The sequence below is a fragment of the Brevundimonas guildfordensis genome, from assembly GCF_014836405.1.
In the GTDB taxonomy this organism is placed as follows: domain Bacteria; phylum Pseudomonadota; class Alphaproteobacteria; order Caulobacterales; family Caulobacteraceae; genus Brevundimonas; species Brevundimonas guildfordensis.
Window position 1 is genome coordinate 579,379 of record NZ_JACSQU010000001.1, and the last position, 17,021, is coordinate 596,399.

At 67.7% G+C, this 17,021-nt stretch carries 16 protein-coding genes; 11 read left to right on the forward strand and 5 right to left on the reverse strand.

The window, feature by feature from the left end; genetic code table 11:
- Positions 1-81 precede the first annotated feature (81 nt).
- Genes H9656_RS02795 through H9656_RS02810 form a run of 4 tightly spaced genes read left to right on the forward strand, consistent with a single transcriptional unit; the run spans position 82 to position 3,258 of the window.
- Positions 82-714, forward strand: a complete 633-nt coding sequence (locus H9656_RS02795) for a TetR/AcrR family transcriptional regulator (protein ID WP_191742740.1) — start codon at positions 82-84, stop codon at positions 712-714.
- Positions 711-1,508 carry an ABC transporter substrate-binding protein gene (locus tag H9656_RS02800; RefSeq protein ID WP_191743807.1) on the forward strand — a complete coding sequence of 266 codons (798 nt, stop codon included), beginning with the start codon at positions 711-713 and terminating at the stop codon, positions 1,506-1,508. Before H9656_RS02795 ends, H9656_RS02800 begins: the two co-directional genes overlap by 4 nt.
- The gene (locus H9656_RS02805; protein ID WP_191742741.1) at positions 1,505-2,494 is read left to right on the forward strand and encodes a FecCD family ABC transporter permease; all 990 of its coding nucleotides are present in this window, start codon (positions 1,505-1,507) and stop codon (positions 2,492-2,494) included. Before H9656_RS02800 ends, H9656_RS02805 begins: the two co-directional genes overlap by 4 nt.
- Positions 2,491-3,258, forward strand: a complete 768-nt coding sequence (locus tag H9656_RS02810) for an ABC transporter ATP-binding protein (protein WP_191742742.1) — start codon at positions 2,491-2,493, stop codon at positions 3,256-3,258. The genes H9656_RS02805 and H9656_RS02810 overlap by 4 nt, the downstream gene beginning before the upstream one ends.
- Here the strand turns inward: H9656_RS02810 and H9656_RS02815 are convergent.
- Positions 3,249-5,279 (reverse strand): lytic transglycosylase domain-containing protein, encoded by a 2,031-nt coding sequence (locus tag H9656_RS02815; RefSeq protein ID WP_225212198.1) that lies wholly within the window; start codon positions 5,277-5,279, stop codon positions 3,249-3,251. The genes H9656_RS02810 and H9656_RS02815 overlap by 10 nt on opposite strands.
- 114 nt (positions 5,280-5,393) lie before the next feature.
- Here H9656_RS02815 and dapA point away from each other — a divergent pair, with 114 nt between their 5' ends.
- The 4 genes from dapA to prfB all read left to right on the forward strand — a co-directional run bounded on the left by dapA (position 5,394) and on the right by prfB (position 10,475).
- On the forward strand, positions 5,394-6,278 hold the full coding sequence (dapA, locus tag H9656_RS02820) for a 4-hydroxy-tetrahydrodipicolinate synthase (RefSeq protein ID WP_191742744.1): 885 nt from the start codon (positions 5,394-5,396) through the stop codon (positions 6,276-6,278).
- Positions 6,278-6,748: an SsrA-binding protein SmpB gene (gene smpB, locus H9656_RS02825; protein ID WP_191742745.1), complete on the forward strand. Its 471-nt coding sequence runs from the start codon at positions 6,278-6,280 to the stop codon at positions 6,746-6,748. Before dapA ends, smpB begins: the two co-directional genes overlap by 1 nt.
- Positions 6,749-6,849: 101 nt before the next feature.
- On the forward strand, positions 6,850-9,240 hold the full coding sequence (locus H9656_RS02830; protein ID WP_191743725.1) for a penicillin-binding protein 1A: 2,391 nt from the start codon (positions 6,850-6,852) through the stop codon (positions 9,238-9,240).
- Between the two features lie 121 nt (positions 9,241-9,361).
- Positions 9,362-10,475, forward strand: a protein-coding gene (gene prfB, locus H9656_RS02835) for a peptide chain release factor 2 (protein WP_191742746.1) whose coding sequence is annotated in 2 segments (ribosomal slippage) — positions 9,362-9,430 and positions 9,432-10,475 — 1,113 coding nt in all. Because the reading frame shifts where the segments join, the coding sequence is not laid out codon by codon here.
- 76 nt (positions 10,476-10,551) lie between these two features.
- On the opposite strand, the gene H9656_RS02840 is transcribed toward prfB, so the two are convergent.
- From H9656_RS02840 to tyrS, 3 genes are all read right to left on the reverse strand, one after another.
- Positions 10,552-11,115, reverse strand: a complete 564-nt coding sequence (locus tag H9656_RS02840) for a bactofilin family protein (RefSeq protein WP_191742747.1) — start codon at positions 11,113-11,115, stop codon at positions 10,552-10,554.
- Between the two features lie 133 nt (positions 11,116-11,248).
- On the reverse strand, positions 11,249-11,716 hold the full coding sequence (locus H9656_RS02845) for a peroxiredoxin (RefSeq protein WP_191742748.1): 468 nt from the start codon (positions 11,714-11,716) through the stop codon (positions 11,249-11,251).
- Between the two features lie 10 nt (positions 11,717-11,726).
- Positions 11,727-12,983 (reverse strand): tyrosine--tRNA ligase, encoded by a 1,257-nt coding sequence (tyrS, locus tag H9656_RS02850; protein WP_191742749.1) that lies wholly within the window; start codon positions 12,981-12,983, stop codon positions 11,727-11,729.
- A 182-nt stretch (positions 12,984-13,165) separates the two neighbouring features.
- On the opposite strand from tyrS, the gene H9656_RS02855 reads away from it, so the two are divergent.
- The 3 genes from H9656_RS02855 to H9656_RS02865 all read left to right on the forward strand — a co-directional run bounded on the left by H9656_RS02855 (position 13,166) and on the right by H9656_RS02865 (position 16,346).
- The gene (locus H9656_RS02855) at positions 13,166-14,305 is read left to right on the forward strand and encodes an anhydro-N-acetylmuramic acid kinase (RefSeq protein ID WP_191742750.1); all 1,140 of its coding nucleotides are present in this window, start codon (positions 13,166-13,168) and stop codon (positions 14,303-14,305) included.
- Positions 14,306-15,262, forward strand: coding sequence for a DMT family transporter (locus tag H9656_RS02860; protein WP_191742751.1), 957 nt, complete (start codon positions 14,306-14,308; stop codon positions 15,260-15,262).
- A 106-nt stretch (positions 15,263-15,368) separates the two neighbouring features.
- Positions 15,369-16,346: a TerC family protein gene (locus H9656_RS02865; protein WP_191742752.1), complete on the forward strand. Its 978-nt coding sequence runs from the start codon at positions 15,369-15,371 to the stop codon at positions 16,344-16,346.
- Between the two features lie 11 nt (positions 16,347-16,357).
- Here the strand turns inward: H9656_RS02865 and H9656_RS02870 are convergent, their stop codons facing one another.
- Positions 16,358-17,008, reverse strand: a complete 651-nt coding sequence (locus H9656_RS02870) for an alpha/beta hydrolase (protein ID WP_191742753.1) — start codon at positions 17,006-17,008, stop codon at positions 16,358-16,360.
- Positions 17,009-17,021 lie beyond the last annotated feature (13 nt).

The following is a 17,021-nucleotide window of genomic DNA, read 5'->3' on the forward strand; positions in this document are numbered from 1 at the left end:
CAAAGCTTGGGTTTGGCTAGAGGGGCCGGTCGAGTTAACCTCGCGTCGGGACTCAGGTCCCTCGTTCAGGGAGCCATTTGATTGCCGGTCTCAACGACTACTGCGTCGCGATCGAACCGCAAGGCCAAGGGAGAGGGGCACGAACGCCGCGCCGAGATCCTGGCGGCGGCGGAGCGTATCTTTGTCGAGAGCGGCTACGAGGGCGCCACCATCCGGAAGATCGCCGATGAGGTGGGCCTGTCCTCGACGGCGCTCTACATGCACTTCGCTGACAAGGGCGAAATCCTCAACGAAATCTGCCGCAACACCTTCGAAGGGTTGGCGGAACGTAATCGCGACATTCTGGAAGATACTGCCCCTACACTGGCGCGCCTGCGCCGTATCGCGGAGAGCTATGTAGCGTTCGGGCTTGAGCATCCGAACGCTTACCGCCTGGCCTATCTGACCCCGCCGGTCGAGACGCCTCACGGCGCCGAGACGATTGCGCAAAAGGCGGGTGGAGAGCTCTTCGCGGCGGTGGTGTCAGTGGTGGAGGAGGCGGTCGAACAGGGCGTCATCCGAGGAGACGCTCGGGTTCTGGCGCAAATCATATGGGCCAGCGTTCACGGCGTTGTCTCTCTGCTGAACACGAAACCCTATTTCGACTGGGCGGATCGGGACGTTCTGATCCGCACCCAGCTGGACGTGCTGTTCAATGGGTTGACCTCGCGGTGAAGCGGCGGCTCTGCGGGCTGACGCTCTTCATCACCGCGACCGTGGCGACCTCAGCACAGGCGCGGCCGTTGCGGGTGATGGCGCTGGATCAGTGCGCGGATCAGTTCGTCCTGGCCCTCGCGCCTGATGCAGAGCTGGCCTTGTCGCCGCGCGCCGACGATCCGGATGCATGGATGCGCAATGCGGCCAAGGGGCGGCGGTTGGTTCGGCCGACGCTCGAGGCCGCGACGGGGTTTCAGCCGGACGTGGTGGTTCGTTACTGGGGCGGAGACGCGCGGCTGTTGAACGCGCTGGACCGGCGCGGCGCGCGCACGGTCGGCATCGACGACGCCACGGACATGGACGGCGTGAGGGCTAATATCCGCAAGGTGGCGGCCGCCCTGGACCGCCCCGAGCGCGGCGAGGCCTTGGTCCGCCGTATGGATACGCAATTGAGCCGGGCGTCGGGCGCCGGGCATGGGCGGGCGGCTGTCTATGTGACCGCTGGCGGTTTCACCAGCGGGCCCGGCTCGCTGATGGACGCGATCCTGCGCGCGGCCGGATTTCGCAACGGCGTAGTGAAACCCGGCTACCAGCCGCTGGGGCTGGAACGCGTCCTGCTGTCGCCGCCCGCGCTCTATGTGAAGGGGTTCTTCGACCTGGCGCGGTCGGACTGGCGCGGCGCAGGGCGCCATCCGGTCATGCGCCGCGCGACGGCGGAACGCACCGCGGCCAGCCTGCCCGGCGCAGCCCTGACCTGTCCCGCCTGGTTCGCGGCGGATGCGGCCGTTCTGCTGGCGGAGCAGGCGAAATGACCGGCGCGACGAGACTGAATATCGGCCTGGGTTTGGCCCTGGTCGCCGCGCTCGGCGTGGCGGTGACCCTGGGAGAAACCGCTTTCAGCGCGGGGCAATACGCCGAGGCGCTTTCTGATCCGGCGTCCGGGCCGGGCGAGGTGTTGTGGCTGGTCAGGGCGCCGCGCGCAGTCTGCGCCCTGCTGGTCGGCGCCGCGCTCGGCCTGGCCGGGGCGGTCATGCAAGGGCTGTTGCGCAATCCTCTGGCCGAGCCGGGGGTGCTGGGGGTGTCTGCGACCTCGGCCCTGGCCGCGGCGACCGCCATTGTGCTGGGGTTGGCCGCTATACCCGGCGCTGTCGAAAGCGCGGCCCTGTTCGGCGCGGCGGTCGGCGGCGGTCTGCTGATCGCCCTGGCTGCGCGGGTGCGAGCGCCTGAGGCCCTGATCCTGTTCGGGGTGGCCCTGTCCAGCTTCGCAGGCGCCCTGACAGCCCTGATCTTCAACCTGTCGCCGTCGCCGATCGCCTCAGCCGAGGTGATGAACTGGCTGCTGGGCTCGGTTGAGAACCGGAGTTGGGTCGACGTGGCCTGGGTGGCGCCGGCGCTTCTGATCGCAGCTCTTCTTGCGCGAGCGGCCGCGCCGGGGCTGCGGATGCTGACACTGGGAGAGGAGGCGGCGCGGGCTTCCGGCTTGTCGATGGGGCGGATGCGGGTGCTGGCCTTGGCGGCGGCGTCGCTGGCCGCAGGCGCGGCGGTGGCCGTCGCCGGGGTCATCGGCTTCGTCGGCCTGGCGGCTCCGCATCTGGTGCGCGCGGCGGTGCGCGGCGATCCGGGACGGTTGCTGGCGCCCTCGGCTCTGGCGGGCGGCCTGATGCTGGTGCTGGCCGATCTTATGGCGCGGATGCTGCCGACGGATCAGGAGCTGAAGCTGGGGGTGTTCACCGCCCTGGTCGGCGCGCCGCTGTTCGCCCTGATCGCCTGGCGCGCGGCGCGGGAGTGGCGGCTGTGAGCGGTCTGCTGGAGCTTGAGAACGCTCACGCGCGCCTCGGAGGGGTCGAGATTCTGAAAGGCGCGTCCTTCGTTGTCCGGCCAGGCGAAGTCGTCGCCCTGTGCGGACCGAACGGGGCGGGCAAGTCGACGGCGGTCCGTGCGGCCCTTGGCCTGACCCCGCTGACGCAAGGGACCGCTCGTCTGGGCGACCACGAGGCCCGGCGCCTGTCGGAACGCCAGCGGGGCGAACGCGCGGCCTATCTGCCGCAAGACCGCTCCATCGCCTGGAACCTGCCGGCAGTCGAAGTGGCGGCGCTGGGCGCGCCCTTCCTGACCGGAGAGGCGGCTCTCGAGCGCGCCCGCGCGGCGCTGGACGAGGTCGGCGTGGGCCATCTGGTTGATCGCGGCGTGGCCGACATGTCGGGCGGCGAACGCGCACGCGTGCTTCTGGCCCGCGCCCTGACGGTTCCGGCGCCTCTCTTGGTCGCCGATGAGCCGATCGCCGGTCTGGATCCTGACGCCCAACTGCTGGTGCTTGAGCGGCTGCGGGCCCGCGCAGACGCAGGGCGCGGGGTCCTGGTCAGCCTGCACGACCTGAGTCTGGCGGCGCGTTTCGCCGATCGGGTCGTGGTGCTGGATCAGGGTCGGACGACGGCGGAAGGCGCGCCGACAGAGGCTCTGTCGCCCAGCATTCTGAAGACCGTCTTCAACCTCGACGCCGTCTGGCTGGAGGCGTTGGACGGGCCGTGGCTAGCGGCCCGTCGTCTGTCACCTCACGGCTGATAGGCGCGCGGTCCGGCGTTCGGCGGCGTGCCGCGAGCCAGGTCCGCCGAGGGCGTCAGCGGGGCAGAGCCGCCGTTCAGGCGGGCGCGATAGACCTGCATGTTCTCCATCACCCGCATCATGTAGTTGCGCGTCTCGGTGAAGGGGGCGCACTCGATGAAGTCGATGGGATCGACCTGGGCCTGACGCGGGTCGCCGCAGCGGGCGGTCCACTGCGGCGGCCGGGCCGGTCCGGCGTTGTAGCCGACGGCGGCCAGCAGGGGCGAGCCGCCGAAGTTGTTCATCAGTTCGCCCAGGTGATAGCTGCCCAGGGTCATGTTGATCTCCGGGTCCCAGAGCTGCTCTGAGTTGAACGAGCGGCCCATGCGGCGCGCCACGCCCTGCGCCGTCGCGGGCAGAAGCTGCATCATGCCGCGCGCATCGGCGTGCGAACGGACCAGGGGATCAAAGCTGGATTCCTGACGGGTGATGGCCAGGGCGAACTCATTCGGGGCCATGCCCGGAACCTGTTGCGGCAACTGAATCGGATACATCCGCTCGGGCATGACGAAGCCGCGCTGGCTGGCGGCACGACCGACCATCATCGAGCCGAACTGGTCGCCATAGCCCTGCATCAGGTCGAACAGCTGCGACAGGTCGTAGGGCGACGGCAGCGTATCATCCAGATGATAGGCGAAGACCCGCATCAGGGTCTTCTCGCCGATCTGGCCCAGGATGCGGGTCGCCCGCACCACTTCATTGCCCTCGAAGCGGTTGACGTCTTCCGGCGACGGCGCCGGCTCGCCCGGCAGCGTCAGGGTCGTCGCCCCGGCTTTTTCCGCCGCCAACTGGCCGTAGAAGGTCTGCCAGTGCTCGGCCCCCGCCTGATACCAGCGCTGGGCGCCCTCGCGGTCGCCGCGCGCCTCGGCCGCCCGACCCAGCCAGTACAGGGCGCGGCCCTGGGTGATCGGGGTCGAGGAGGCGTTGCGCAGGACCTCGAAATGCTGGGCCGCCGTGGCCGGATCGTTGAGCTTGGTCAGGGCGACCCAGCCGGCGAAGAACTCGGCGTCGACCTTGCGCTCGCCCGAGGGGAAGCCGTGGCCGTTCATGGCGGCGTAGGCGGCGCGGGCGTTACCCTGTTGCAGGGCGTCCAGGAAGTAGTTGCGGCGTTCGCTCCACAGGGTGTTCTGACCGTCCAAGTGCGACGGCGCGGCGGGCAAGGCTGACAGCAGCGGGAAGGCCTCGGACTGGCGCCCGGCCGAGCGCAGCAGGCGCACCCGCTCCAGCACCACGGCCGGGTCGTTGGCCTGCGAGGGCGACAGACCGCCGACGATGGCGTCGGGGGCGTAGGCGGTGCGCAGCGCCATCGCCGTATTGGCGATGGTCTGACGGTCGGCCGGGACCAGGGCGACCATCGCTCGCGTCGCCGGGCCGTGCGGGCCCAGCAAAAGCATGTTCAGCCGCGCTGTATGATCGTCGCTGCTCAGCCAGCCGCTCCAGCGCGAATAGATTCGGCTTTGCTGGGCCTCTTCAAAGCTCTGGGTGCGCCACCAGTCGCGAATCAGCGCCTGGGCTTCCTGGCGGCGGCCGGTCTGCTCCAGCGCGCCGGCCAGGGCGATGGCGCCCTGGGCCGTGGTCGGGGCGGTTCCGTTAAAGAAGGCGATGACGGCGTCCGGCGCCTGGTCGGCCATGTCCAGCGCTCGCTCGCCGGCTGCTCTGCGCGATTCGCCGCGCGGCCAGTTCGCCAGGTCGGTCTGCGCCCGCGCCAGGTCGCTGTAGGACATTTGCCTGTCGGAGGTGTCGACCAGCGCCCATTCCACCAATTTGCGCGCCGAGGGGTCCGAAATCCGGGCCATGATGGCCTGCGTGCCGACCACATCGCGGGCTCGCGCGGCGGTCAGTCCCTGCTGCACCAGGGCGGCGTCCTGACTGCTGATGATTCCGCCCTGGCTGGCGGAGTAGGGGGCAGGGGTGCTGTTCAGGACGTCCTGAGCTGGTGGAGTCAGTATCGCCAGGGCGGCGGCCACGGTCGTCGCGATCATTAGATATCTGATCCTCATTCATCTTTGGTTGCGGCCAGGCGGCGGGCAACCTACCCTTTGCCGATTAGTGACGGGCGGACCGCCGCCCATTCTCCGCGCAGGTATGTTGTTCCCATGACCGCCCCCTTGTTCAAGGGCGTGATCACCGCCCTGATCACACCTCTTCGTGACGGAAACGTGGACGAGGCCGCTTTCGAGCGCCTGTTGGAACGCCAGATCGCCGCTGGGGTTCACGGCGTCGTGCCGATGGGCACCACGGGCGAGAGCGCTACCCTGCATCTGGATGAGCACAAGCGCGTGGTCGAACAGTGCGTCGCCATCGCCGCTGGTCGCATCCGCGTCATCGCTGGCGCGGGTTCATCCGCCACCGACAAGGCGATCGAACTGACCCGTTTCGCCAAGACGGTCGGCGCCGACGGCGCCCTGGTCGTCACCCCCTATTACAACCGCCCGTCGCAGGCCGGGATGCAGGCGCATTTCGAGGCGGTTGCAGACGCCGTGCAACTGCCGATCCTGCTCTACAACGTGCCGGGGCGTACGGGCGTGGACCTGGCCAATGAGACGGTGGCGGCCCTGGCGGCGCATCCGAACATCGTTGGCATCAAGGACGCCAGCGCCGATGTGGCGCGGGCCAGCTGGATGCGCGCCAATATCAACGGCGCCTTTGACCTGCTGTCGGGCGATGATTCCAGCTATCTGGGCTATGCGGCCCACGGCGGCGTCGGCGTCATCTCGGTGACCTCGAACGTCGCGCCGGAGGCGATGGTCGCGCTTCACAATGCCATCCAGGCCGGCGATTTCGCCGCCGCCCGCTCGTGGCAGGAACGGCTGATTGGCCTGCACAAGGCGCTGTTCCTCGACAACTCGCCGTCGCCGACCAAATACGCCTTGGCCAGGATGAGCCTGTGCACGGAAGAGGTTCGTCTGCCGCTGTCGCTGACGGCTGAGGGCGTCAAGCCCGCCATCGACGAGGCGCTGGCCGCCGCCGGAGTCGCCTGATGGCCGCCGACGCGCCCAAACAGAAAACCATCGCTGAGAATCGACGCGCGCGCTTCGACTACTTCCTCGAAGATCACATCGAGGCCGGGATCCAGCTGCGGGGCACCGAGATCAAGGCTTTGCGCGACGGCCGCGCCAATATCGCCGAGAGCTACGTCTCGCCCGAGGGGCGCGAGATGGTGCTGATCAACGCCGACATCCCGCCCTACAAGATGGCGAACCGCTTCAATCATGAGCCGCGCCGTCACCGGAAGCTGCTGCTGCACCGCAAGCAGATCGACAAGCTGATCGGCGCCGTCCAGCGCGAAGGGCGCACCATCGTCCCTGTACGCCTCTATCTGAATGAGGCGGGCAAGGCGAAGCTGGAAATCGCCCTGGCCAAGGGCAAGAAACTGCACGACAAACGCGAGACGGCGGCCGAGCGCGACTGGCAGCGGGACAAGGCGCGCCTGCTGCGCGACAAGGGATAAGTGCGGTTCCGCTTTGCGCGCCGCGCGACGCGCGATAAACGAGCGATGATGGGGTGCGTCTTGCGGAGTTCGTGGTGAAGATAGCCGAACGCTGGTTCGTCATGGCGGGCGTGGCCCTGCTGGGCGCCATCGCCCTGGCCGGCGTGGTGGTGGCCATCTACGCCGCCTGGGTCCTGCACGACATGCCGGACGCCTCTGAACTGGCCGACTACCGTCCCGCGACGGCCACGCGCGTCTACGCCGGGGACGGCACCCTGATCGGCGAATTCTCGGAAGAGCGGCGCATCTACGTCACCTATGACCAGGTGCCGCAGACGGTAGTGCACGCCTTCCTGGCGGCCGAGGATCAGAACTTCTTCAGCCACGGCGGCATCGACGTATCCGGCATCGGCCGGGCCATGTTCAAAAACGTGTTCAACGTCATGTCCGGCAAGCGGTTGGAGGGCGGATCGACCATCACCCAGCAGGTGGCCAAAAACGTTCTGCTGACCAGCGAGACCAGCCTGAACCGCAAGCTCAAGGAAGCCGTCCTCTCCAGCCGCCTGGAGGCGACGCTGACCAAGGAGCAGATCCTCGAGCTCTATCTGAACGAGATTTACCTGGGCTATCGCTCCTATGGCGTGGCCTCGGCGGCCTTCAACTATTTCGGCAAGTCGCTGGACCAGTTGACGCCGGATGAGGCGGCCTTCCTCGCGGCTCTGCCCAAGGGGCCGACCAACTATCACCCCAAGCGCTATCCCGAGGCCGCCCTGGGCCGTCGCAACTGGGTGCTGGGCGAGATGGCCGACAACAAGTGGCTGTCGCAAGAGCAACTGAAGACCGCGCTGGCTCGCCCCCTGAACACCCGAGCGGCGCCGCGCCGGGCGGAATACGCAGACGCGGACTTCTTCGTGGAGGAGGCCCGCCGTCGCGCCATCGCTCTGTTCGGTCAGGAAGAAGTCAATCGCGGCGGCTATTACCTGCGCACGACGCTTGATCCGCAACTGCAGTCGGCGGCGCGCGACGCCCTGATGCGCGGGCTTGAGGATTACGACCGCCGCCACGGCTGGCGCGGCGCCTGGGGCACGACCGACTTCGCCGAGGGCTGGCAGGCCGAGGCCCAGAAGCGCACGACCCCGCCTGAGCGTCGTTCGTGGCAGGCGGCCGCCGTCGAAAGCGTCAGCGGAGGCGCGATCCGTGTCCGCACGGCCAAGGACGATCAGGCGGGCGCGCTGCGCGCCGCCGATGTCACCTGGTCCAACGCCGGACGCCGTCCGCTGAAGCGCGGCGACCTGATCTTCGTCGAACGTCAGGGCGGCCAGTTCGCCCTGAAGCAGGTGCCCGCCGTCAACGGCGCCCTGGTCGCCATCGAGCCGCAGTCGGGCCGTGTCCTGGCGATGGTCGGCGGCTATTCCTACGCCCTGTCCAGCTTCAACCGCGCGACCCAGGCGCGGCGCCAGCCGGGCTCGGCCTACAAGCCCTTCGTCTATGCAGCGGCGCTGGAAGGCGACTTCACCCCGGCTTCGATCGTGCTGGATGCGCCGATCAGCTTCCCCGGCGGCCCCGGCGGTCGACCCTGGACGCCTCAGAACTACAGCCGCCAGTTCTATGGTCCGCAGACGCTGCGGCGCGGCCTGGAGCTGTCGCGCAACGTCATGACTGTGCGTCTGGCCCAGGCTGTGGGCATGAAGAACGTCGTCGACCTGTCGAAGAAGATGGGCGTGGTGGACGACATGTCGCCCAACCTGGCCATGTCGCTGGGGGCAGGCGAGACGACGCCCTACCGCATCACCGCCGCCTATGCCGCCTTCGTCAACGGCGGACGCAAGATCGACCCCTATCTGATCGAACTGGCGCAGGACCGGAACGGCCAGACCATCCACCGCGCCGACCGTCGCCAGTGTCGCGACTGCGCCCGCGGCTTCAGCGGGCAGGAATCGCCGCGCCTTCAGGATCGCGGAACTCAGGTGATCGACCCGATCACCGCCTATCAGATGACGTCCATGCTGGAGGGCGCCATCCAGCGCGGCACCGGCGCCCGGGCGCGCAGCCTGGGCCCGTGGGTCGGCGGCAAGACGGGCACCACCAATGAATACCGATCAGCCTGGTTCGTCGGCTTCTCGGCGGACATCGTCGTCGGCGTCTTCGTGGGCTTCGACGACAACCGATCGCTGGGCGGCGGTGAAGCCGGGGCCTCGACCGCCGTGCCGATCTTCATCGACTTCATGGAAGACGCCCTGAAGGAGCGGCCTGCGCGGCCGTTCGTGAAGCCGAAGAACGCCATCTTCCGCACCGTCAACGGCATCGAGGAAGCCTTCCGCCCCGGCACTGAGCGCCAGCTGCGCGAGGAAGCGCCGCCGCCGGCCCAGCCGGAAGGACCGCAGAACTACTACGACGTTATCCGTCGTGAGCAGGAGGTCCGCTCCCAGACCCCCGCGGGAACAACGCCCCCGCCGGCGACGCCTCCGCCGCCGAAGAAGGAGCCGGCGGAAGACTTGAGCGGCCTTTACTGACGCTCTAGGTAAGCCCACCAACCCGGCGCGCCTGATTTCAGGCGTGCCGTTTCACCTGTCCCTAGCGGTCCGCGCGTGGCGCGGCCCTGTTTGCGGGGACTTTCGTTCGCAGGAGTTTGCGATGAGATCGGATGTCGAGGCCATGAAGGCCGACATCGAGCAGAGCGTCGCTCTGCTCAGGAGGCGACTTTGACTGGGATGTCGCTCTAAGAAAGCTCGACGAGCTGAACGCGCGGGTCGAGGATCCGACGCTGTGGGATAATCCCGAGCAGGCCCAGGCCGTCAGCCGCGACCGGTCGCGGTTGGAAGCGCAGGTCAACGCCGTCAAGGAAATGGAGCAGGGTCTCGAAGACGGGATCATGCTGGCCGAAATGGCGGACGAGGAGGGCGACGAAGCCGCTCTCGAAGAAGCACGTGAACTGCTGAAGTCCATTAAGGACCGGGCCGCGCGCGCCGAACTCGAAGCCCTGCTGTCCGGCGAGGCTGACGGCAATGACGCCTATCTGGAGGTCAACTCCGGGGCTGGCGGCACCGAGTCCAATGACTGGGCGGGCATTCTGCTGCGGATGTATAGCCGCTGGGCGCGTTCGCACGGCTATGAGGTCGAGCTTCAGGAAGAAGAGTCGGGCGAACAGGTCGGCATCAAATCGGCGACCCTGCTGATTACGGGGCCCAACGCCTATGGCTGGCTGAAGTCGGAATCGGGCGTTCACCGTCTGGTGCGCATCAGCCCATATGATGCGGCGGCCAAGCGGCATACGTCGTTCGCCTCGGTCGGGGTCTCGCCCGTCGTGGACGACAGCATCGAGATCGACATCAACCCGTCGGACGTGCGCACGGACACCTACCGCGCATCGGGCGCGGGCGGTCAGCACGTCAACAAGACGGACTCGGCGGTGCGCCTGACCCACATTCCGACCAACACCGTGGTCGCCTGTCAGGCGGGCCGTTCGCAGCACCAGAACCGCGATCAGGCCTGGAAGATGCTGCGTGCGCGTCTGTATGAGCTTGAGCTTCAGAAGCGTGAGGCTGCGGCCCAGGCTCTGGCCGACGCCAAGACCGACATCGGCTGGGGCCACCAGATCCGATCCTATGTCCTGCAGCCGTATCAGATGGTGAAGGACCTGCGGACCGAGGTCGAGACCTCGGACACGCAAGGGGTGCTGGACGGCGACCTTGACGCCTTCATGGGCGCGGCGCTGGCGGCTCGCGTGGGCGAAACCCGCGAGGGCTGATCCGACTTTCGGACAGACGCATAAAAAAGGGCGGCCTTCGCGGGCCGCCCTTTCTCGTTTTCGATGACCGCGCCGATCAGGCGGCGGGCTTGGCCTCGACCTTGGCGTCCGTCTTGGCGGGCGCAGGCTTTTCGGCCGGGGCAGGGGTTTCCAGCATGTTGGCGCCAGGCGTGTCGCGCTTGGCTTGGGTGCAGCGGCCCTGGAACCAGGCGCCCTGTTCGATCGACAGTTGCTCCTGGGTGATGTCGCCTTCGACGCGCGAGGTAGCGAACAGCTTGACCTGCTTGGCGACGATGGCGCCCGAGACGCGACCGCGCACCTCCAGGATGTCGGCGTGAACCGTGCCCTCGACCGCGCCGCCTTCACCGATCACAACGCGAACCACGCGGATGTCGCCCTTCAGCGAGCCGTCGACCTGAAGCTCGCCAGCGCCCGAAATATTGCCTTCATATTTTACACCCGCCGACAGGGTCGAAAGGCTGGAGGAACGCGAGGAGGGGCGAGCCGGTTCGGGCGCGCGTGCCGGTGCGGCGGCGATCGGAGCGGCGGGCTCCGGCTTGGGCTGGATTGGCTCGGGCGGCTTGGGAATGCCCATTCCGCCTGAGGGGTTGTTATCGAACGGTTTGTTCTTATTGAACATTCATGCTCTCCGCGTCACGCCGCGACTATCGGCGTTTGGTCAATGTCAGCCCCTGAGGATGCAATCCCTGGCGACACTTAGTGCGGGCTGAGGCGGAGAGGTCAAGCGGGGCCTTCCGAACCCCGCTCACCGATCAAAGCGCTTCGACGGCGGCCAGAACCTCTTCGGCGTGGCCCTTGACCTTGACGTTGCGCCAGGCGCGGCGGACCACGCCCTGGCCGTCGATCAGGAAGGTCGCGCGCTCGATCCCCATGTATTCGCGGCCGTAGAGCTTCTTCAGCACCCACACGCCCCAGGCTTCGGTGACCAACCCGTCCTCGTCCGAGCCGAGCACCACTTTGAGGTCATGCTTGGCCTTGAAGCGGTCCAGCTTCTTCACCGTGTCGCGCGATACGCCGATCACCACGGCTTTCGCCGCCGAGAAGCGCTCGATCAGGGCCGAGAAGTCCTGCCCTTCGGTCGTGCAGCCGGGCGTGTCGGCCTTGGGGTAGAAGTACAGCACGACGTTCTTGCCCTTCAGGCCGTCCAGGGACACGCGCCCGTCGCCATCTGTCGCCAGATCGAAAGCAGGGGCGGCGGCGTTTTCAGTGATGTCGGTCACAGCTCTCTCCTCAAACCGGCCGCACCAGCACCAGCTTCTTCTTGCCAGCGCCCAGCTTCAGCACGCCGTCAGCGTTGAGATCGGCTTCTTCGATCAGGCGGGCGCCGTCGTTGACGACCTCGTCGTTCAGGCGAAGGCCGCCGCCCTGGGCCAGACGGCGCGCCTCGCCGTTGGAGCCGCTGAGGCCCGCCTTGGTCGTGACGGCGGCGATCATGGCGCCGATGACCTCGTCACGCGGTAGTTCGACGGTCGGCAGGTCGGCCGACAACTGGCCTTTCTCGAAGGCGGCCTCGGCGGCGGCGCGGGCGGCCTGAGCGGCTTCCGAGCCGTGCAGCATGGAGGTGGCGGCGTCGGCCAGGGCCTTCTTCGCCTCGTTGATGCCGGCGCCTTCCATGGCTTCATAGAGGGCGATCTGGTCCAGCGGCAGGTCGGTGAACAGGCGCATGAAACGCCCAACGTCCGCGTCCTCGGCGTTGCGCCAGAACTGCCAGTAGTCGTAGGGGCTCAGTTGGTCGGCGTTCAGCCAGACCGCGCCCTGGGCCGTCTTGCCCATCTTGCCGCCGGACGCCGTGGTCAGCAGCGGCGTGGTCAGGCCGAAGGCGGCCTTGTGATCCACGCGACGCACCAGGTCGACGCCCGAGGTGATGTTGCCCCACTGGTCGGAGCCGCCCATCTGCAGCGTCACGCCCAGCGCGCGGTTCAGCTCCAGGAAGTCCACCGACTGCATCAGCATGTAGTTGAACTCGAGGAAGGTCATCGGCTGCTCGCGCTCGAGGCGCAGCTTGACCGAGTCGAAGCTCAGCATCCGGTTGACGGTGAAGTGCGTGCCGAAGTCGCGCAGGAACTGGATGTAGCCGAACTTCGACAGCCACTCGTCATTGTTGACCATGACCGCGTCGGTCGGGCCGTCGCCGAAGGTCAGGAAGCGGGCGAAGACCTTCTGGATGCCGTCGATGTTGGCCTGGATCGTCTCGTCGGTCAGTTGCGGGCGCGAGGCGTCCTTGCCGGTCGGGTCGCCGACCTTGGTCGTGCCGCCGCCCATCAGGACGATCGGCTTGTGACCGGCCTGCTGCAGGCGACGCAGCATCATGATCTGGATCAGACTGCCGACGTGCAGGCTCGGCGCCGTGGCGTCGAAGCCGATGTAGGCCGTCACGATCCCGCTCGAGGCGGCCTCGTCCAGCTCCACCGGGTGGGTCACCTGGTGGATGTAGCCGCGCGATTGCAGGGTCTTGAGGAAGTCGGACTTGAAGGCTTGGTCGGTCATGGACGGCTCCGTAGCAGGGATGCCGGCGGCCGTCTTCCTTTCGGGAAGTCGCGCCGCCAGCGAAGGCGGCACGAGATCGCGGCCGCTCGCTAGCTCAGCGAACGGTAATACAGGCCGGAAATGGCGCGGACGGCGATCATGGGCGCTAGCTACGTCGCGCCTGACGTGGCAGTCAACCCGCCATGACGACCTCCCCGAAAAAGACCCTGCGCGTGCTCGGCTTCATGACCGGCACCTCGCTCGACGCCGTGGACATGGCGGTGATCGAGACGGACGGCCACGACATCCTGTCCTTCGGCCCCGCCGGCGAGATGAAGCTGGACAGCGAGACCCGCGCCATAATCGAGGACGCCATCGACGACGCCTTCGACTGGGAGCGCGGCGAGGAGGAGCCGGACAGCTTCGAGGACGCCCGCATGGCCGTGGCCGACGCCCACCTGGCCGCGGCCCTGGGCTTCATGGCGGTGAACGGGGTGAAGTCCAGCGGGCTGGATCTGATCGGCGTCCACGGCCAGACCGTGCTGCACGAGGCGCCGACGCCCGAACGGCCCGGCCGCACGGTGCAGTTGATCGACGCCGTCAGCGTGGCCGAAGGCCTGGGCGTGCCGGTCGCCTATGATTTCCGCAGCGCGGACGTGGCGGCGGGCGGGCACGGCGCGCCTCTTGCGCCTGTTTACCACGCGGCCCTGGTCCGCAAGGCGGGGATGGAGGGGCCGGTTGCGGTGCTGAACCTGGGCGGGGTCGGCAACATCACCCTGATCCGCGCCGACGGCGAGCTAGAGGCGTTCGACACCGGCCCGGCCAACGGCATGGTCGATCTGCTGGTCCAGTCGCGCATGAAGAATCGGATGGACGAGGGCGGCCGTCTGGCGGCGGCGGGAACGGTCGATCAGGCCGTGCTGGAGGCCTATCTGGCTCACCCCTACTTCGCCGCTACCGGGCCGAAGTCGCTGGACCGTTTCGACTTCTCGCTTGACCCGGTTGCAAGCCTGTCGCTGGAAGACGCCGCCGCCACCCTGACCGCCTTCGCGGCCCAGGCCGTGGCCCTGGGCGTGGCCCGGTGTTCGGAACAGCCCAGGGAGATCGTCGTCTGCGGGGGCGGCCGTCACAACCCGGTGCTTCTGGCGGCTATTCGGGAGCGCGTCGGCGTCCCCGTGGCCACCGCCGAGGACAAGGGCTGGCGCGGCGACTCCATCGAGGCCGAAGCCTTCGCCTTCCTGGCCGCGCGCTGTCGCCTGGGGCTGCCGATCAGCTTCCCCGGCACCACGGGTGTCGCAGCGCCGATGACCGGCGGTCGGATTGTCGAGCCGGGAGCGGAATAGATGGCGGGGTCATCGCGTTTCTGGGGCGTCGCCAGCGGTCTGGCGGCCGGCGCCCTATGGGGACTGGTCTTTCTTGCGCCGAAGGCCGTGCCCGAGGCCTCGCCTCTGTTGCTGACGGCGGGGCGCTATCTCGCCTATGGCCTGATCGCGGTCATGCTGATCGCCCCACGTTGGCGGAAAGTGACCGCTGCGCTCACGCCCAAGGCGTGGCGGGCCTTGGTTTGGCTGAGCCTCACGGGGAACGTCGTGTATTTCGCCTTCCTCGTGGTCGGCGTTCATTACGCCGGCGTCCCGGCCTCGGCCCTGATCGTCGGCATGGTGCCTGTGGTGGTGGCCCTGTGGGGGCTAAGGGACAAGGACTCGCCGCCGCTGTCGCGCGTCGCTCCACCCATCGCCGTGGCGGCCCTGGCCGTGGGCCTGATTGGTTGGGAGTCGCTCAGTCAAGGCGGCGGCGCAGCGGCGCAGAGCGGCGCGGCGACGCTGATCGGCCTAGCCTGCGCCCTGGCGGCCCTGCTGTCCTGGACCGCCTTCGCGGTTGGCAACAGCCGCTGGATGGGGCGCTTGCCTGATGTCACCCCGCATGAGTGGTCGTCGCTGACGGGCGTGGTGACCGGCGCGCTGGCGCTGGTGCTCGTCATCCCTTCTCTGTTCATGCTGGACGGCATGACGGATGACGCCTGGCTGCGCCTCATCGGCGTCAGCCTGGGCGTGGCGATCTTCGCCTCCGTCATCGGCAACGCCTTCTGGAACCAAGCCAGCCGCCTGCTGCCCCTGACTATGCTGGGCCAGATGATCGTTTCCGAGACGCTATTCGCCTTCATCTACGGCTTCATCTGGGAACAGCGGGGGCCGACCGTGATCGAAATCGTCGCCATGATCCTGATGATCGTCAGCGTCGTCTGGTGCGTCCGCGCCCATCGACCCGCAGCCTTGGCCGCTGCTGAGGGCGATCACTAGCAACGCGCTCTGTCCTCAGGCGTTGGGGGAGGGCGGACCGGGCCCCTCTGGCGACCCCTGATCGCGATGTCGGCCGCGTCGTGTGAAACGACCCGCGAAGGCGTCGATGGAACTGGTGCTGTTGGAGTGGTTGGGCAAGCCCGTCTGGATGTGGGCGGGCTTTCTCACGGTCGTCGTCGCCCTGCTGGCGCTGGACCTCGGGCTGTTCAATCGCAATGATCACGAGATCGGCGTGCGAGAAAGCCTGGGGCTGTCGGCCTTCTACATCGCCGTCGCCTTCGCTTTCGGCGCCTGGATGTGGTCGCGGCTGGGGGCTGACAGCGCCATCGACTATCTGACCGCCTATGCCGTCGAGAAAAGTCTGGCGATGGACAACGTCTTCGTGATCGCCCTGATCTTCAGCGCCTTTTCTGTGCCGCGCCTCTATCAGCACCGGGTGCTGTTCTGGGGCGTGCTCGGGGTCATCGTGCTGAGGGCGATCATGATCGGCGGCGGAGCGGTGCTGGTCGCTCGCTATCACTGGGTGCTGTACCTGTTCGCCGGCTTCCTGATCATCACGGGCGTGCGGATGTTCTTCGCTCGCGGCGTGGAGACAGACATCGAGGACAATCGAGTGCTCAAGTGGTGTCGGCGACGAATGCGGGTGACGCCAGGCCTGCACGGCCACGCCTTCTTTGTTCGCGCGCCCAACCGATCAGGCCAGCTGGCGCTGCACGCCACCCCCTTATTCCTGGCGCTGGTGACGATCGAGTTCGCGGACGTCATCTTCGCCGTAGACTCTGTCCCGGCGGTCTTCGCCATCACAACGGACGCCTATGTCGTCTATACGTCCAACATCTTCGCCATTCTGGGGCTGAGGGCGCTCTATTTCGCCCTGGCGGCGGTGATCCACCGCTTCGCCTATCTGAAACAGGCGCTGGCCGTGCTGCTGGTCTTCATCGGCGCCAAGGTGTTCGCCGCGCCCTTGCTGGGACTGGAGAAGATTCCGCCGGTCTTCTCTCTTTCCGTCACGGCGGCGATTCTGATCGCGGGCGTGGTTTGGTCGCTGTGGCGGACCCGCGCGGAGGCCGAGCCTCCGCGCTGATCCGAAGGATGTCAGGCCGGCTTTTCTTCCAGTCGTTTGTCGAGGTAGGCGCCGACGCGACGCTCGACCGCGTCGATGTGGTCCTGCCAGAAGTGGGTCGCGCCTTCTTCGAGTTCGTAGTCGATGACGATGCCCTTCTGCGTCCGCAGCTTGTTCACCACGCGCTCGACATCGGCGGGCGGCACGACGGTGTCGGCCGTGCCGTGCAGGAACAGGCCCGAGGCCGGGCAGGGGGCCAGGAAGCTGAAATCATAGATGTTCGACGGCGGCGACACGGAGATGAAGCCGTCGGTCTCGGGGCGACGCATCAGCAGTTGCATCCCGATATAGGCGCCGAACTGATAGCCGGCGACCCAGGTCTGGGTGGCGGCGGGGTTGTTGGCCTGCAGCCAGTCCAGCGCCGTCGCGGCATCGGCCAGTTCGCCGATGCCGCTGTCGAACTCGCCCTGCGACTTGCCCACGCCGCGGCTGTTGTAGCGCAAGGTGGCGAAGCCGCGCTGGACGAACAACTGGTGCATCGTCAGGGCGACGGGGTTGTTCATGTGCCCGCCCGCCTTGGGATGGGGGTGCAGGATCAGGGCGATCGGCGCGTCGGGACGCTTGCCAGGAGAGTAGCGGCCTTCGATGCGGCCGGAGGCGCCAGGCAGGATAACTTCAGGCATGGATGGCGGTCCC

What these genes read in the sequence shown, in the direction of transcription:
- H9656_RS02805 (WP_191742741.1), top strand. Translation starts at nt 1,505, where the DNA reads ATGACCGGCGCGACGAGACTGAATATCGGCCTGGGTTTGGCCCTGGTC.
- H9656_RS02815 (WP_225212198.1), bottom strand. Translation starts at nt 5,279, where the DNA reads ATGATCGCGACGACCGTGGCCGCCGCCCTGGCGATACTGACTCCACCA.
- dapA (WP_191742744.1), top strand. Translation starts at nt 5,394, where the DNA reads ATGACCGCCCCCTTGTTCAAGGGCGTGATCACCGCCCTGATCACACCT.
- smpB (WP_191742745.1), top strand. Translation starts at nt 6,278, where the DNA reads ATGGCCGCCGACGCGCCCAAACAGAAAACCATCGCTGAGAATCGACGC.
- H9656_RS02830 (WP_191743725.1), top strand. Translation starts at nt 6,850, where the DNA reads ATGGCGGGCGTGGCCCTGCTGGGCGCCATCGCCCTGGCCGGCGTGGTG.
- H9656_RS02840 (WP_191742747.1), bottom strand. Translation starts at nt 11,115, where the DNA reads ATGTTCAATAAGAACAAACCGTTCGATAACAACCCCTCAGGCGGAATG.
- tyrS (WP_191742749.1), bottom strand. Translation starts at nt 12,983, where the DNA reads ATGACCGACCAAGCCTTCAAGTCCGACTTCCTCAAGACCCTGCAATCG.
- H9656_RS02855 (WP_191742750.1), top strand. Translation starts at nt 13,166, where the DNA reads ATGACGACCTCCCCGAAAAAGACCCTGCGCGTGCTCGGCTTCATGACC.
- H9656_RS02860 (WP_191742751.1), top strand. Translation starts at nt 14,306, where the DNA reads ATGGCGGGGTCATCGCGTTTCTGGGGCGTCGCCAGCGGTCTGGCGGCC.
- H9656_RS02865 (WP_191742752.1), top strand. Translation starts at nt 15,369, where the DNA reads ATGGAACTGGTGCTGTTGGAGTGGTTGGGCAAGCCCGTCTGGATGTGG.
- H9656_RS02870 (WP_191742753.1), bottom strand. Translation starts at nt 17,008, where the DNA reads ATGCCTGAAGTTATCCTGCCTGGCGCCTCCGGCCGCATCGAAGGCCGC.